This window comes from Raoultibacter timonensis, from assembly GCF_900240215.1.
GTDB classification, from domain to species: domain Bacteria; phylum Actinomycetota; class Coriobacteriia; order Coriobacteriales; family Eggerthellaceae; genus Raoultibacter; species Raoultibacter timonensis.
In genome coordinates, this window is record NZ_LT964681.1 from 136,013 (window position 1) to 150,606 (window position 14,594).

Here is a 14,594-nt window from a genome sequence, read left to right on the forward strand (position 1 = left end):
GTTTCTCCGCTTTTTCTCGCGTGCTGCGCAATTATTCGTCGATCATCGTCCCTTCTCATGGTAAACTCAAGGCCGTTTACGGATCGACGGCGGCAATCGGCAATCGAGATGCCAGCCTCGCACCGATCCGAGAGGAACCGAGGAGATTATGGCAGGGATTCATCACATGTTTCTTTAACCCGCTAGGGTACGAGAGACTTGTCCGCGACATCACGCGTGCTTCGGCATGCGGATGCGAATCACCTTGCACTGCTTCGGTTCTATCGCTTCACTTGCCCTGCGCCTGCCCATCATGGGGCGCAATCGGAACTTCCGTGGCGGCAGAGCGCCTCCGATCAGCACAGTTGCATCGCATCCGCACCCGATAGTTGCGGAAAATTCCAACAGGAATAGCTGGCAAGGCTCCCCCCGCAACCCCACACTGAAATTGAAAGCGCGCTACTAAACATCGAACGAGAACAAGGAGTTTCATCATATGACGGAATCGACAACCGTACTCAGCGCAGCGGGCCGACCCCTGCCAAAGCGCTGGCTCGCGATTATCGCGACCATCTGGGCGGGTCAAGCCGTCTCGATGGTGACGAGCTACGCTGCAGGATACGCTGCCGTGTGGTACATCACCGAGACGACCGGCAGCGCCCTCATGCTCGCCGCCGCGACCATATGCGCCTACCTGCCCCAAGGGCTGCTCTCCCCCTTCGGCGGCGTCATCGCCGACAAATACAACCGCAAGATCGTCATGATCGTCGCCGACATGGGCGTCGGCGTGATCTCGCTCGTACTCGGCATCTTCATCCTGCTCGGAAAGGCATCGTTCGGGCTCATCATCGTCATGATCATCGCCCGCAGTATCGGCCAGGCCTTCCACGGCCCCGCCATGATGGCGGCCATGCCGCTGCTCGTGCCCGAGAAGCACCTGCTGCGCATCAACACGCTCGACCAGCTGCTCATGAGCATGGCGAGCATCGGCGCGCCGGCGTTCGGCATCTTCCTCTACACCGTTATCGGGTTCTATTCGGTCATGTTCCTCGACTTTCTGGGAGCCTGCGTAGCCGTGCTCGGCTTGGCACTCGCAAAGATCCCGACCATCCACGACGAAACGACGGAAAACCAGCATGTGCTCGCCAACATGCGAGACGGATGGAAGGCGCTGTCGGTGAACCGCGGCCTCATGATACTGATCGTGGGCATCACGCTCGGCATGATGGTGTTCGGGCCTCTGGGCGCGATGTTCCCGCTCATGACCTACGACCACTTCGGGGGCGACGGCTTCGCCGCGTCGATCACCGAAGCGGCGTTCGGAGTAGGCATGCTCGTCGGCTCGGGCATCCTCATGGCGTGGGGCGGCGGCAAGCGCCTTGCCGGCCTTATGGCCGTGGCCGCCATCATCGTCGGCGCGTCGACAGCTGTATGCGGCCTGCTCACGCCGAACATGTTCTGGGTGTTCGTCGCACTGTGCGCCGTCATGGCCGTCGCGTGCGCCTGGTTCAACGGTCCGCTCATCACCCTCGTGCAGAAAAACGTGCCCGAGGAGAAGATGGGCCGCGCGCTCGGACTCACCACCGCGGCTATTGGCCTCGCCTCACCGCTTGGCGTGGCGATCGGCGGCGTGACTGCCGAGGCAATCGGCATCGCGCCGTTCTTCCTAGTCGACGGCATCCTGTGTTTGGCATTGGGGCTTGTGCTCTACCTGCCCAAGAGCGTCCGGGCACTCGATACGGCTGCTGCCGAGGGCATCGGGGACGGACAGCCGGGTGCAGATGCGGCCGACGGAACTGCAAACCGCATTGCCGAAACCTGCGAATAGCAGCAGCGGCAAGATCTCCGCGCCGCCGCCGTTTTCCGACAAGGAGTCGGCGGCGCGGTGCCCAACTCGAAGGCTCGCTGATGTGATCGGCGGCGCGGCGTCGATCTTCGGGTTCTTCGGGTTCTTCGGGTTCTTCGGGTTCTTCGGGTTCTTCGGGCTTTCCGACTCTGCCTTCACGAGCAGAGCGATCCGTATGACCTGCTTCGAGCGCAGATGCAAGCAGGCAGACGCATATCGAGCGCCCACATTCGCCGCCCTTGAGCCCGACAGGCTCGAAAGCAAAGCTACGTTTAACCGCATCGACTCGTGTCTTGAACGCACGCTCAAGACACGATCGTCAATACCGGTATCGGGTGGATGCGCAGGCGCCTATCGCACTCGTTTCGGTGGCCGAAAACCAACTGTTGCCATCTCTTAGGCGCTCCTGCTGACGACCCGTCGGCAGGAGCCATACAAGCGCAGGCCGATGGGGGCTAACGGCCCGCATGGCCTTCCGCTGCCAAAACGCCATTGGCGCGCCTCCGCATAGCTCTTGAGGGGAGCCGACGTTTTGAAACCTCCGAACGGACACATGCCAATCCTGACTTAACAGTGGCATCGCCTAATCTGGCAGAGAATTCGACCTGTGTCAATTCAGGAATGACTTACTTTATTGATAATATGGCTACCCGCAAGAAAACACCAGGTGGCAAAATCGCAATAACCCCCTCGTGCGATACTTACTACCTTATCTTTTGACACAGGTCGAATTCTCTGCCAGATCCAGAGCCATCCGCCACCAAACTGCCATCGATACGCATCCGATCGAGTCTTTAGAGCGGCGGATTGCTATTGGCGTTCTGCGTTTGCGATACGATGATTGTTTGCCGCGACGACCGGAGCCCAGCAAAACCCGCAACGCCCACCCGCGCTTGCGCTGCCCGGTCTGCCCGTGCAAACGCTGCCCGGTCTGCCCGTGCAAACGCTGCCCGCCGTCGCCCGAATCTCCACAAAATAACGCTTACGAACGCTGCCCGCTCTTCGCTAGAATAGACGCTCGTTCGAGCTCGGCGCGAGAGGCGGTTACTCTCGATCCTCGCCGAGCCATAGAAAGGATCATGCTTAATTGAATAAGAAAAACTTGCTGCCCATGCTGGCGGTTCTCTACGCATCGGCATTCGTCGCCGCCTTCAACGAGAACATCGTAAACGTCGCACTCGTCGACATCATCGCCGCGTTCTCGGTCGATTCCGCGCTCGCCCAATGGCTCGTCACCGGATACATGATCGTCACGGCTATCATCGTGGCCTGCATGGCCTACCTTTCGCGGCGGTTCTCGGTTCGCACGCTGTTCTTCGCAGGATCGGCGTTCCTCGTTATCGGCTCGGCTGCATGCCTGGTTGCGCCGACCTTTCCGCTGCTGCTCGTATTCCGCCTGCTGCAAGCGGTCGGAACCGGCATCTTCATCCCCCTGATGATGACCGCAGTACTCGTCATCGCGCCCAAGCAGAAGCTCGGCACCTTCCTTTCCGTCGGAAGCTGCTGCATCACGCTCGGCCCCGCGTTCGCGCCGGTTATCTCGGGGCTGATGGTCACCTATCTCGGATGGAGGTCGATCTTTTTCTTGCCCACCGTCGCCATCGCCGTCATCGTCGTCGTTGGCGCTTTCGCTGTGAAGAGCATCCTCGACACCGAGCGCACTGTACTCGACGCCCCGTCGGTCGCCCTCGCAGCGATCGGCCTGACGGCGTTCGTCTACGGTCTTTCGTCGTTCACGTCGGATGTTTTCGTCGGCTTCACCGGCCTCATCGCAGGAGCAGCGACGATCGCCGCTTTCGTACTGAGGCAGCGCAAGCTCGACGAACCGCTCATCGATCTTTCTCCGCTCGTGAATCCACGCTTCGCGCTCGCCTGCCCGCTCGTGATCGTTGCCATGATGACCACGTTCTCGATGAGCGTGCTGCTCCCCCTGTACTACCAGGGCTCCCTTGAAGCCACCGCTCTCGTATCGGGCCTCCTCATCCTCGTTCCCGTCCTCGTCAACTCGGTGACCGCAATCTTCGGCGGACGCGTCATGGACAAGATCGGCGCATGGCCGCTGCTCCCCATCGGATTCGGTATCATAGCGATCGGGCAGGTGGCCATCGCCTTCGTTTCGATGAGCGCCGCCCTCGTTCCCGTCCTGGTCGGATCGGTGCTCGTGTACGCGGGCGTCGGGCTCNGTTCCTCGTAGCGGTGTACTACGCGCACAAAGGCGCACCGGGACTCACCGAAGATATGGCGGATAGCGCCGAGACGCCAAAGGCTGCTCCCATCCTTTCTCTGATCGGCAAGTCGGACGCCTATCGGGTTGCAAACACCGCAACCGTGCTCGAAGCGATCGACACCATGGTGAATACCCAGACGGGCGGCGTGCCCGTCGTCGATACGCGTGATGCGGTGGTCGGCTTCATCACCGACGGCGACGTCATGCGCTACCTCACCGGCGGCGAGCGCAAGCGGATGGATCCGCTGTACGCCTACCTGTCGATCGCGGAGCGGGGCGATCTGGCCGAGCGGGTACCCGACCTGCTCAAGGCGAACGTTATGGAGCTTGCGACGAAAAAGGTCGTCTGCATCGAGGCGGATGCTTCGGTCGAAGACGTCTGTCTCGCGCTCTCCGATCCGCACATCAAGAAGGTGCCCGTCGTTTCAGGCGGGAAGCTGGCGGGAACCGTGAGCCGCTCCGATCTCGTACGCTACTTCTTGGCGGAATTCGCCGGGCTCCCGAAAAGGGTCGCCTCGGACGCAGCTTAGCCTACGCCCGCTGGCTCGACCCGTAGGCGGCGTGCTTGCGGTTTCCGAACGCGCTGCCTTTGCGGGCGTCCTTCTTGAGCCGCTTGAGGACGTCGTCCTCGCTCGAGCCCTCGACCTGCGCGCGCAGCTTGACCACCTGGTCGCGCAGGCGGGCGGCCTCCTCGAAGTCCATGCTCTTGGAAGCGGACACCATGTCGTCCTCCATCGAGGAGATGATGCGCAGCACCTCCTCGCGCGAAAGCGCCGCGAGCTCGAGGTTCACCTGCTCGGCGGTGGTGTTGCCCACCTCGTCCTTCACGTAGCTCATGATGTCGTTGATGGCCTTGCGGATGGTCTGCGGCTCGATGCCGTGCTCCTCGTTGTACTGCATCTGGATCTCGCGGCGGCGGCGCGTCTCGTCGATGGCGAGGCGCATCGAATCGGTGATCTTGTCGGCGTACATGATGACCTGGCCCGAAACGTTACGGGCAGCGCGGCCGATCGTCTGGATGAGCGAGCGGTGATTGCGCAGAAACCCTTCCTTGTCGGCATCGAGGATCGCAACGAGCGAAACCTCGGGCAAGTCGAGGCCCTCGCGCAGCAGGTTGATGCCCACGAGCACGTCGAACTCGCCGCGACGCAGATCGCGAAGAATCTCGACACGTTCGAGCGTTGCGATGTCGGAGTGCATGTAGCGGGCCTTCACACCCTGATCGAGGAGGTGATCGGTCAAATCCTCCGCCATCTTCTTCGTGAGCGTGGTGATGAGAACGCGCTCGTCTCGCCCCGCGCGCTCCTTAGCCTCGTCGATGATGTCGTCGATCTGCGAAGCCGACGTGCGTACGATGATCTCGGGATCGAGAAGCCCTGTCGGGCGGATGATCTGCTCGACCTTGTCCTGCGATACCTTCTCCTCGTAATCGCCGGGAGTCGCCGACACGTAGACGAACTGCGGGACGCGCTCCTCGAACTCGTCGAAGCGGAGGGGGCGGTTGTCAAGGCAGCTCGGAAGCCTGAAACCGTGCTCGGCGAGCGTGATCTTGCGGCTGCGGTCGCCCTCGTGCATGCCGCGGATCTGCGGCACCGTCACATGGCTCTCGTCGATGATGCAGAGGAAGTCCTTCGGGAAGTAATCGATGAGCGTGTAGGGGGGCTCGCCCGGATCGCGGCCGTCCATGTGGCGCGAATAGTTCTCGATGCCCGAGCAGAAACCCATCGTCTCGAGCATCTCGAGATCGTAATTGACGCGCATTTCGAGCCGCTGCGCTTCGAGCAGCTTGCCTTCGGATTTGAACTGGGCCAAGCGGTCGCGCAGTTCCTCGCCAATGGTTTTGATGGCCTTGTCCATCTTCGGGCGCGCCGTCACGTAGTGCGACGCGGGCCACAACGGCAGCGCCTCGAAATCGTTCAACACCTCGCCCGTCACGTTGTCGACCTCGGCGATGCGTTCGATCTCATCGCCCCAAAACTCGATGCGGATGGGATTGTCGGCGTAGGGCGGGAACACGTCGAGGTTATCGCCGCGCACGCGGAACGTACCGCGCTTGAGCTCGTAATCGTTTCGGTCGTACTGGATGTCGATGAGGTCGTGGATGACCGTATCGCGATCCATCTCCTTTTCCTTGTCGACGAACACGGCCATGCCGGCGTAGTCCATCGGGCTGCCGATACCGTAGATGCACGACACCGACGCCACCACGATGCAGTCGCGCCGCGAAAGCAACGCCGAGGTTGCCGCATGGCGCAGCTTCTCGACCTCTTCGTTGATCGAAGCGTCCTTCTCGATGAACGTGTCGCTCGAAGGCACGTAGGCTTCAGGCTGGTAGTAGTCGTAGTAGCTGACGAAGTACACGACCGAATTGTCGGGGAAGAATTCCTTGAGCTCGGAAGCGAGCTGAGCCGCGAGCGTCTTGTTCGGTGCCATGACGAGCGTTGGCTTCTGCGTGGCCTCGATGACCTTCGCCATGGTGAAGGTCTTACCCGAGCCCGTCACGCCCAGAAGCGTCTGGTAGCGCATGCCGTTTTCGACGTTTTCAGCAAGCCGCTCGATCGCCTGAGGCTGATCGCCCGCCGGCTCGAACGGCGACACCGCGCGAAACGGCGTCGAGGCAAGGCGAACCTCCTGCGGCTTGCCCGCCATCTCCATACCATCTATATTCGAAAGGTGAGCCATCGCTCCTCCGATCCCATGTCAAACGTTCGATTCGACAAGCGCCGCGCGAAGCCGCCGTGCGCGAAGCTTCGCGCACGCGCGCGGTCGATCAGGCGCATGTACGCATAAGGGTATTAGCGTACCACATGCTACGCGAAGTGAACAGATGTTCGTGAAGATTGTACCGAACTGTTAGCTTTTCGGAACCAACGGCAACGCGGAACCGGCGGCCCCATCCGGCCGACCGACCTGAAAAGCCAGCGGTTTCGTCCTAGGCGTTTCCCGCCTTGAAGGCGTCCCACCACTCGACAACCTGGCGCTTGAGATCCTCGGGAGTGGAATCGTTATGGAACACCACGTCGGCCACCTCGATGCGCTCGGCGTCGGTGATCTGCCGCGCGATACGGCGCTTGACGTCTTCCTCATCCCACCCCGCCGCTACGGCGCGCTCGATACGCATGTCGAGCGGAGCGAGCACCGCGATGATGCAATCGGCATCGGCAGCAAGCGAAATGCTCCTGTTCTTGAATGCGGAGTATTCGACAACGACCGCTTCGCTTTCCTTCGCAAGATCGTCGATGCGGTCGGCGAAAGTCTCTTCGATACGGGGCATCGTGATGCTGTTGAGCAGGCTCGTCTGAATCTCGTTGACAAACGCCTTTGCGGCGAGCGCGGGGCGGTCGACCTCGCCTTCGGCGTTGAGGATATCCTCGCCGAACGCCTCGACCAGATCGGCCTTCACGTAATCGCGCGTCAGAACCTCATGCCCCACTTCGTCGAGGTCGATGAACGGCAATCCCTCCTCGACGAGTGCTTTGGTCGCCATCGACTTCCCGGCGCCCATACCGCCGATAATGAAGATCTTTTTCATGTCCTGCGACCTCCTCGCGCTTGCCCGTGCATTCCTTCGCGCATCATATCACAGCGATCCGCACAGCAAAAGACAGGGCGACAAGACGTTGCCCTCGCGCCTTGCGAAGCCGGAGCCGGGCATCGCCCAGCCCGCCTTACGAGCCGTCGCCCACCGCCTCGATCATCCCGCCGCCGAGCACCGTTTCGCCCAGGTAGAAAACCGCATGCTGGCCGGGCGCCGTCGTCGGCTGGGGGCTCACCAGGCGAACGTCGACCGAGCCCCCGTCGCACGGCGTTACCGTGCACGCGGCTTTGATGCTGCGGTAGCGAAGCTTCACCATGCAATCAAGCGGAGCATCGAGCGATTCGATCGCCTGCCAGTTCGGACGAGCGACGCGAACGGTACCGATAAGCGTTTCGCGCTTGAAGCCGACCACGAGCTCGTTTCGATCGAAGCGCTTGCCGATCACGTAGTACGGTTCGGGCGCCGCAATGCCGATCCCCTTGCGCTGACCGATGGTATAGCGGAAAAGCCCGTTATGGCGGCCGAGCGCTTGCCCCCGCGCATCGACGATGACACCCGGCGCATCCGCAACTCCCCGCTCTTCGAGAAACGATAGGTGATCGCCGTCGATGAAGCAGATATCCTGGCTCTCGGGCTTATCGGCAACCGGGAGTCCGAGGTCGGCCGCAAGCATGCGCACGTCCGTTTTCGTCGCTGCACCCAGGGGAAGCACGAGGCGCGCCAGCTGCGCCTGCGTCAGCTGCGAGAGCATGTAGCTTTGATCTTTCGACGCGTCGAGCGCCGCCTTCACCGCAAACCGCCCGCTTTCCTCGAATTGGGCGATGCGGGCATAATGGCCGGTCGCAGCTTTTTCGCACCCGTACCTATCGGCCGCCGCAAACAATTGGGGCATCTTGCAGAGCGCGTTGCACGAAACGCAGGGGCTCGGCGTGAGCCCCTGGGCATAGTCGCGCACGAATGGCTGCACGACCGATCGCTCGAACGCGCCTTCGCACTCCCATACCTCGTGCTCGATGCCCAAAAGGGCGCAGACCGCCGCTGCGTCCTCGGCCGCCGCCTGCGACTTCTCGTCGGAAACGAACAGGCACGTAACGCCGACGACCGCATAGCCCGCACGCATGAGCACGGCGGCCGACACGGCGCTGTCAACACCGCCGCTCATTCCGAGGGCTACGCGCGTTGTTCCTGCTTGTGCCTTGCCGTCCATACAGCGCCTTTCGTATCGCACGCAGGAAATCCCCACGCCGAAAGTTTTTCGGGAGCCACGGGTTCCCGAAACGGTTCCAAGATTTCTAGCAGTATACCAATCCCGCAATTCGCCCCCAAGCAAACGGGGATGCCGACAACGCTTTTGCACGGAATACCCGCTAAAAAGGACAAAAAAACGCCGTTGTGAAGCCTTCGCCCCCGGCTTCAGCGAAGGCCGTTCCGCCCGCTTTCGGAACCGCCAGATCAGAACCTTACGCGCTCTCGAACGCCTCCGAGGAAGCCCTCAGGTGCCCAAAAATGCACACCCGGGGCTAACGAAAACGCTTCACGACGGCATTTTTTGTATCGTCAGCTCACCCTGCCGATCATCGATGGAAACGCGGTGCCGTGCGCATTTCGAACCAAGAGCGCACAATGCGATAGCTCACCCTATCGAGTCCTCCTGCATTCTTTTTTATAGTCTATTGTTTCTTAAGTAACATAAGTCTATAATATCGGCAATGCACGGACGCCGAACCGACCGACCACCCGACCGATCACGGGAGGAACCATGAAAGCCGTATCTTCGCTCGCCAACGCCTGCCTGTCACGTTCGACCAAGTTAAGCTCGATCAAACCCCTGCGCTTTTCCCACGAGCGGGGTTCGTACTTCGACTACGCCGAGGCGGCCAACCTGGGAATGTACATCCACGTTCCTTTCGCGAACACCCCCCTGAACGATCGCGCATGCGACGATGGCGCGCATAGTCGCGCTCAGCGGGAGAGCGACGAACGCAAACTTCTCGACGAAATCCTCCGAGCGATCGATGCGGCAGGATCCGCTTCCTGGAGAACCGCCTTCAGCGTATCGGACGGACGCCTCCGCAAAGCCGAATCAGGCTCCCGGAAAACCATCACCACGCTGTTCATCAAGGGCAATACCGCAGCGCTCGACGAACAGGAGGTCGATGCCCTCATGCAGTCGGTCCGCGAGCGATTCGACATTACGAACGGCACGGGTTTCGAACTCGCATCGGCCGATGTAACTGCCGATCGGCTTCGTACGCTCAAAGAGTCCGGGGTCGCGCATATCGCCATCAACCTGAGCGCTGCCGAGCCGTGCGCAACCGATGCCCCCGTCTCGCCGAACGCCGTCTGCACCGAGACTCTTACCGCATTGAAAGAAGTGGCCTTCGAAACCGTTTCGCTCAACTTCGCGTTCGCCCAACCGGGTCAAAACGCCCACCAGCTCCAGTGCACCATCGACACCGCGCTCGCGAGCGGAGCGAATCATATCGCCATCAGGCCGTACAATAGCCGTGAAGCCAAGCGGATGAAGTCGAGGGGCGTCGCGGACGCGCAACCGATCGTCGAGTTCGGTTGCGCGGCTACCATGCTCATGACGGGACGGTTCGAAGTCAACGCCTACTCGATCACCGAGTACGGCACGCGGCTCGACTCGGGAGCCGCGCCCGCAGCGCTCGTCCTCAAGCTGGTCGAACGCGAGCGCATGCTCAGGTATCTGCTCTGGGCGGCTCACGCCGAAGCGCGGACGATGCTCGCGCAGGCGCGGTTGCTGCGGAGCATCGGGCGCCCCCACGCGAGGACCGGGCGGCGTTGACGGATTCTCATTCGATAAAACCACGATTCCGGCAATGCCAAACGCCTTGCCCGCCCGTGCAGCGGAAGCGATTATAATGAACAGGGCAGGCGATCGCCCAATGCGCAAAGCAGCAGCCTTCCGACCACCGTAAAACGACGAGGAGCCCTGATGTACATCGAACCGAAAGACTCGCGGCAGCGCTACACCAAGCAATGCCTCTTCGATTCGTTCTCGCGGGCCCTCGAGTGCAAACCTGCATCCGAGATCACCGTAAGCGAAATCTGCGACGATGCGGGCATCTCGCGCAAAACCTTCTACAAGTACTACTCCGACCAATTCGCCCTGCTGCTTGCCATGCAAGACGACCTGTTCGCAGGATTCGAACGCTATGTCGAGCAGCTTCCCGCCAATGTGTTCGACATGGCGCCGGCCCTCATCGCATTCGCTTCCGATCATCGCGTGCTCATCCGCGCCGCATTCCAGAACCGCGGCGAGGGGAACTTCATCGATCGTGTGATCTCGTTTCTCTACGAGGCGTACCACGCCGATTGGGAAAGCGCGAACCCTCACATGGCCGAGCAGGACGTCGAGTTCTTGTTCCATTATGTGGCCTCGGGCCTCGTCGGCATCATCCGCCTCTGGCTCTTCGACGAGCCCAAACTCAGCATTGACGAAGTGGCCGAAAAGGCGCACTACCTCATGAGACTGACCACTCCGAAAAGCGCGTAGCACGACCATCCGAGCCGCCGCGAGCCGCCGATCCGAAACGAGCGCAAAGCCGCATGCGGAGCACCAGGAGCAAAGCTCGAGAGATTCGAGTTTGAAGTACCGAAAACCGAGAGATTGGAAGACCATGGAAACCACGAGCTTTACCGATGCGAAGGCGGTGGCCCTCAAGGTCCTGCTCGCGCCCGAACTCGCCGGCAAGGTGTTTCTCGAAGGAGGTCTGGTACCTTGGGTCATCTCGGGCAACGCCTCGGGCCGTTGTCATGACGACGTCGACTTCTCGGTGCGCGACGAAGACATGCCGACGGTTCGCACGTGGTTGCAAACACGGGGTTTCTACGACGCCGCGCTCGATTCGCGGGAGATCGCATGCAATTCCAAAAGAGAGGATTACGGCGTGCATGCGCTCATCGACGGCGTCATGGTCAGCTTCGCCCCCTTCAGGATCGAGGACGGCAAGCTCACCCAGAGAAACGCGCTCCACCGCTCGTTCGCCGGATACGATGCGCTGCTCGTCGCCGCGATCGAGGGCCTCGCCGAGGCCGACTTCGTCGAAATGCGCGAACTCGAAGACGGTACGCGCATCGGCGTGGCAACCATCGAATCGGTACGCGCCGCCAAGGCGGCAACCGACCGCGAAAAGGACAAGGCCGACCTCGCCGAAATCGACCGCATCGGCTACGATGCCGAACGGCTCGCACGCGTCGAAGCCTCTTTCGCCACCATGACGGTCGACTGCCCCGCGCACAGCGAATAACAGCGAGCGGACCAACGGAGCTCGGCGAGGGAGCAGCCCGACGGCCGGTAAGCCCGTCTGCTATCCGTTTGCCGAAAAGCGCCTGCGCACCGTCGCCGCAAGGACAAAAGCCCCCGCAAGGATCGCGATCGCGCCAAATCCCGAAACCGCAAAGCCAAAGCCGTCGCCCACCTTCGGCAGGATCGTCGCGCCGTTTTCGGATGGGCTCTCGGGAACGGGCGACGCGGTCCACTGCGCATGCAGCGTGAGGTCCTCGTAAACCGGCGTTACGTAATCGTAGCGGTCAGATCCCTCGGGATCCCTGCTCCAGCCGCCGAGCACGTACCCGTCGCGCTCGATCGGCGGCTCGGCTACGAAATCCCCCGCAACCACGCGTGCTCGGGGAATGTCGACGCCCGCATTGCTCACGAACGAGACCGTGTGACCCGGCGCATACCCGTCGATGGCGAGCGTCAAAGCGGGATCGCCCTGCCCGTCGGCAACGCCCGCGTAGAAAAGCCCGAGATAATCGTCTTGGAACACCGCAAGAGCATACCCCGACGGCAGCTGATCGATCGAGATGAGCGAAGATGCGTCGGAAGCCTGGTCGGTTGCGGGAACCCTGATCACCGACTCCCCGGTGATCAGCGGGTTCCCTTGGGTCGTGAGGTGCACTCCAGCCTTCTCGATCGACAGGTGCTCAAGCGCCGTCAAGCACGGTCCGCTCTGCGACGATACCGCCACCTGCGCACAGGCGATGTCGATGCGGTTCGCGGCAATGCCCGAAAACGCCGTGCTGTACAGCGTGGATCCCCACACGTCAAGCGTGCCGCCAACCTGCATTGCAAGCGCCCGCCCGTTCAACTGCATCATCCCGGTTCCGAACACCGACAGATCGCCCTCGCCGCAGATGACCGCACCCGATGCCGTATCGGTATCGATAGACGAGATCGTGCCGGAAACGAGATGGATGCTGGATCCATCCGGCAAACGCACGGCGGGAACATCCCCGCGAGCACCCCCCGCTTCGCTCTCCACCCTGATTGTGGCGCCGGAAAGCGTCAGTGTCTTCGAGACGGGGTCCCATGCGTACCCATCGCCCTGTTCAGGATTGTGCTGATCGGTAAAATCGAGCGGTCCGTCCACAATGAAAAACAGCGTACCGAGCCTTGCCAGAAGCTCGCGCTGCACCGCATCGGTCGAATTCGGGAGGATGACCTTCGCACCGGCTCCCGCCTGAAGCGATCCCGTTCCGCCGAGAGACGACCCCGCCTGCGCCGTATAGGTTCCGTTGTTGGTAAAGGTCCCGTCCACAACAAGGCTTCCGCCGTTCGAGAACGAACCGCCGTTGACGAGCGAGCTCGTTTCGTCGATCGTCCATATCGCCGATGCGGGCAGGTCGGATGCCGTGCTCGCGGCAAGGCGAACCGAGGATCCCTGCATGAGGGAAAGCGTATCGGCAACGCAGAACCCGCGCGCTTCAACATCGAGCGACGTACCCGCAAGCTCGACGGCTCCCTGCCCGAATATCTCGAAGCCGCGCGCTGCACCCACGATCGAACCCGTGCAGCCGGTCAGTTTGATGGCGTCCGAAACCAGTGCGATGCCCGATTCCCCCGGCGACAGGCGCATGCCCTCGATACCGTCGAGCTCGACGGTATACCCAGCCGAAACGCACGCGCTCGTCGTTGCGATATCGAGAGGCGTTCCCTTGACCGAGGCGCCTTCGCTCGCATAGACGCCTTGGATGCCCGACGTGACGACGATGCCCGCGCTATCGGTTATCGAAGCTTCCGTATCGCTGAATATCGCGTTGTTGCCGGCGGCAACCGTAATAAGGCCCGCACCGTCGATTTTCACGAGCCCTCCCGAAAGGATTCCATCCTGTCCCGCATCGATGGTAGCCGAAGCGCCCGTTTCAACGAAAACGCCGTCATCGCCGAAAAGCGAAACGCCCGTTACCAGTCCCGAGAGTCCCGCACGAACATCGACGAAAGCACCCGAAGAAAGAGCGATGCTCCCGTCGAGCACGTAGACGCCGTTCTCTCCCGCATCGATAAAGAGCGAGCAAGCACCGTGAACCAGCACCGTTCCGGAAGAAGCCCCGATGCCGTCAGACGCCGCCGTAATCGTAAGAGACCCCTCCCCCTCGAGCGTTACACCGTCGTTTCCGTTCGATACGAAGATCCCGCCCGCCTCCAGGGAGGTGAGCGTGTTCGACGTTCCCGGCTCAAGCTTGATAGTCGTTCCGCTGGGCACCGTCAGCGCAGAAACCCCCCTTCCTTGCGCATGCACGTTGACTCCTGAGAGCGCAAGCGTTTTCGCACCGCTGTCCCATGCGTATCCCTCGCCCGAAGAAGGCGTTGCCGGGTTGGTGAAATCAAGCGCCCCGATCGGCGTTTGTCCGCCGTCTCCCTCGGCGCAAGCCGTATCGGGTGCCATGCACGAGAGCAACAGCAAGGCGATCAGCAGAAAAGCGGGCAAGAAGCGGACGGCGGTTTTGGTAGCCATGGGCAAATCCCTCCGATTGCTGGCTGCGCGGGCTGCATCGTGAAGACGCGAAGACGGCATATCGTTGGTGCCGTTACCCGACGTGCTTACTGGCAGGTAATAGAGTACAGTATTATACCGCATAACGTCGGGCGATCGGCGAAAGATCAAAGCATCCTGCGCTGCGCGGCCAAAAGCACGCCCGATGCAAGGAAACGATTCCCCGTATTCACGGAGGGGGAACATACGCGCCTCGCCACG

At 61.5% G+C, this 14,594-nt stretch carries 10 protein-coding genes; 6 read left to right on the top strand and 4 right to left on the bottom strand.

What is annotated here, in order from left to right; genetic code table 11:
* The first annotated feature begins 475 nt into the window (after window positions 1-475).
* From C1722_RS12780 to C1722_RS12795, 3 genes are all read left to right on the top strand, one after another.
* Window positions 476-1,807, top strand: coding sequence for an MFS transporter (locus C1722_RS12780; RefSeq protein ID WP_102379764.1), 1,332 nt, complete (start codon window positions 476-478; stop codon window positions 1,805-1,807).
* 1,129 nt (window positions 1,808-2,936) lie between these two features.
* Window positions 2,937-4,019, top strand: coding sequence for an MFS transporter (locus C1722_RS12790; protein WP_102379766.1), 1,083 nt, complete (start codon window positions 2,937-2,939; stop codon window positions 4,017-4,019).
* A gap of 44 nt (window positions 4,020-4,063) precedes the next feature.
* On the top strand, window positions 4,064-4,582 hold the full coding sequence (locus tag C1722_RS12795; protein ID WP_102379767.1) for a CBS domain-containing protein: 519 nt from the start codon (window positions 4,064-4,066) through the stop codon (window positions 4,580-4,582).
* A gap of 1 nt (window position 4,583) precedes the next feature.
* On the opposite strand, the gene uvrB is transcribed toward C1722_RS12795, so the two are convergent.
* The 3 genes from uvrB to mnmA all read right to left on the bottom strand — a co-directional run bounded on the left by uvrB (window position 4,584) and on the right by mnmA (window position 8,797).
* Window positions 4,584-6,734 (bottom strand): excinuclease ABC subunit UvrB, encoded by a 2,151-nt coding sequence (gene uvrB / locus C1722_RS12800; RefSeq protein ID WP_102379768.1) that lies wholly within the window; start codon window positions 6,732-6,734, stop codon window positions 4,584-4,586.
* 250 nt (window positions 6,735-6,984) lie between these two features.
* Window positions 6,985-7,584 carry a dephospho-CoA kinase gene (gene coaE, locus C1722_RS12805; protein WP_102379769.1) on the bottom strand — a complete coding sequence of 200 codons (600 nt, stop codon included), beginning with the start codon at window positions 7,582-7,584 and terminating at the stop codon, window positions 6,985-6,987.
* A 136-nt stretch (window positions 7,585-7,720) separates the two neighbouring features.
* The gene (gene mnmA / locus C1722_RS12810) at window positions 7,721-8,797 is read right to left on the bottom strand and encodes a tRNA 2-thiouridine(34) synthase MnmA (RefSeq protein ID WP_146040687.1); all 1,077 of its coding nucleotides are present in this window, start codon (window positions 8,795-8,797) and stop codon (window positions 7,721-7,723) included.
* A 552-nt stretch (window positions 8,798-9,349) separates the two neighbouring features.
* Between mnmA and C1722_RS12815 the strand changes: the two genes are divergently transcribed.
* The 3 genes from C1722_RS12815 to C1722_RS12825 all read left to right on the top strand — a co-directional run bounded on the left by C1722_RS12815 (window position 9,350) and on the right by C1722_RS12825 (window position 11,864).
* A complete protein-coding gene (locus tag C1722_RS12815; protein WP_102379770.1) occupies window positions 9,350-10,399 on the top strand; it encodes a hypothetical protein in 1,050 nt (349 codons plus the stop codon).
* A gap of 150 nt (window positions 10,400-10,549) precedes the next feature.
* Window positions 10,550-11,110 (top strand): TetR/AcrR family transcriptional regulator, encoded by a 561-nt coding sequence (locus C1722_RS12820; RefSeq protein WP_102379771.1) that lies wholly within the window; start codon window positions 10,550-10,552, stop codon window positions 11,108-11,110.
* Window positions 11,111-11,234: 124 nt separating this feature from the next.
* Window positions 11,235-11,864, top strand: a complete 630-nt coding sequence (locus tag C1722_RS12825) for a hypothetical protein (protein WP_102379772.1) — start codon at window positions 11,235-11,237, stop codon at window positions 11,862-11,864.
* Window positions 11,865-11,924: 60 nt separating this feature from the next.
* Here C1722_RS12825 and C1722_RS12830 read toward each other — a convergent pair whose 3' ends face one another.
* Complete coding sequence (locus tag C1722_RS12830) at window positions 11,925-14,354, bottom strand: InlB B-repeat-containing protein (RefSeq protein WP_180995245.1); 2,430 nt, start codon at window positions 14,352-14,354, stop codon at window positions 11,925-11,927.
* Window positions 14,355-14,594: the final 240 nt, after the last annotated feature.

Excerpts from the sequence above, each read along its gene's own strand:
- uvrB (WP_102379768.1), bottom strand. The coding sequence starts at position 6,734 with ATGGCTCACCTTTCGAATATAGATGGTATGGAGATGGCGGGCAAGCCG.
- C1722_RS12815 (WP_102379770.1), top strand. The coding sequence starts at position 9,350 with ATGAAAGCCGTATCTTCGCTCGCCAACGCCTGCCTGTCACGTTCGACC.
- C1722_RS12830 (WP_180995245.1), bottom strand. The coding sequence starts at position 14,354 with ATGGCTACCAAAACCGCCGTCCGCTTCTTGCCCGCTTTTCTGCTGATC.
- C1722_RS12825 (WP_102379772.1), top strand. The coding sequence starts at position 11,235 with ATGGAAACCACGAGCTTTACCGATGCGAAGGCGGTGGCCCTCAAGGTC.
- coaE (WP_102379769.1), bottom strand. The coding sequence starts at position 7,584 with ATGAAAAAGATCTTCATTATCGGCGGTATGGGCGCCGGGAAGTCGATG.
- C1722_RS12780 (WP_102379764.1), top strand. The coding sequence starts at position 476 with ATGACGGAATCGACAACCGTACTCAGCGCAGCGGGCCGACCCCTGCCA.
- C1722_RS12820 (WP_102379771.1), top strand. The coding sequence starts at position 10,550 with ATGTACATCGAACCGAAAGACTCGCGGCAGCGCTACACCAAGCAATGC.
- C1722_RS12795 (WP_102379767.1), top strand. The coding sequence starts at position 4,064 with ATGGCGGATAGCGCCGAGACGCCAAAGGCTGCTCCCATCCTTTCTCTG.
- mnmA (WP_146040687.1), bottom strand. The coding sequence starts at position 8,797 with ATGGACGGCAAGGCACAAGCAGGAACAACGCGCGTAGCCCTCGGAATG.